The 897-nt window shown below is 34.3% G+C and carries 1 protein-coding gene and 2 pseudogenes; 2 read left to right on the forward strand and 1 reads right to left on the reverse strand.

Annotation, left to right across the window (positions count from 1 at the left end; all coding sequences use genetic code 11):
- Window positions 1-145: pseudogene (locus DMP16_RS11590) on the forward strand (FAD-dependent oxidoreductase); the annotation flags it as partial.
- 1 nt (window position 146) lies between these two features.
- Window positions 147-593, forward strand: a complete 447-nt coding sequence (locus tag DMP16_RS10265; protein WP_069282805.1) for a carbon monoxide dehydrogenase subunit G — start codon at window positions 147-149, stop codon at window positions 591-593.
- On the opposite strand, the pseudogene DMP16_RS10270 reads toward DMP16_RS10265, so the two are convergent.
- Window positions 580-897 (reverse strand): annotated as a pseudogene (locus tag DMP16_RS10270) (long-chain fatty acid--CoA ligase); the annotation flags it as partial. The gene DMP16_RS10265 and the pseudogene DMP16_RS10270 overlap by 14 nt on opposite strands.

Here is an 897-nt window from a genome sequence, read left to right on the forward strand (position 1 = left end):
AATGAACTTTGAAAAATACTTGGAAAAAATTGGAATACCAAAAATATTTTTAAGAAGTATAATGGAGAGAAAAGGATCATTAGATGAAGAGAGATACGAAACTGCTTTATATCTTCTGTTATCGTTAATTGCAAGAGGGAAATGAAATGGAGATCAGTGGAGAGTTCGTGGTAAACAAGGTAAAGGCAAAAATATCGGAATTTTTAACAGAGCCAAAAATGTTTACAGAATGTCTACCGGGCTTACAAGGTTACGAAATTAAGAGAGATGGCGAGATAGGTGCAACTTTCAAGATAGATGTCAGTGACTTTAACATTCCGCATATGTCCACAATTACAGCCAATATAAATGCAAAAATAATTAAAGATAGTGAGAAAATTGAAATAGTCGGTAACGGAAGATCGGCTGGAGTGAGCATTAAAATTAACATTTCGCTAAACCTTTATGAGACCCAAAATTCTACAAAAGTAATTTGGAGTGCTAAAATGGATTTGGGACTCCTAGCTAAACTATTAGGAGAAAATAGTATAAGAAGGTTAGCTGAGTCCAACGTTAATTACATTATTAACTGTATACATTCTAGGCTTTCTTAGCCTTTTCTTTCTCTTGTAAAACTCTCCATAATATTTTTCCAGATCCACTCTTGGGAAGAGATTCAACAAATTCTATAATTCTAGGATACTCATATGCGTTCATATGCTGTTTGCACCATTCTCTAATATCCTCTTGAGTTATTTTACCTTTGTAATCCGGCTTTAATACGATATATGCCTTAACCTCTTCTCCTAATCTAGGATCAGGAGTAGAGACCACGCAAGCTTCTAACACTGCTGGATGTTGATATAACTTATTTTCAACCTTAGTGGGCCATACTTTATATCCTCCTCTGTTTATCAT

This window comes from Sulfolobus sp. B1 (genome assembly GCF_007050195.1).
GTDB lineage: Archaea > Thermoproteota > Thermoprotei_A > Sulfolobales > Sulfolobaceae > Saccharolobus.

Coding starts and splice junctions, on each gene's coding strand:
- DMP16_RS10265 (WP_069282805.1), top strand. CDS start 147: ATGGAGATCAGTGGAGAGTTCGTGGTAAACAAGGTAAAGGCAAAAATA.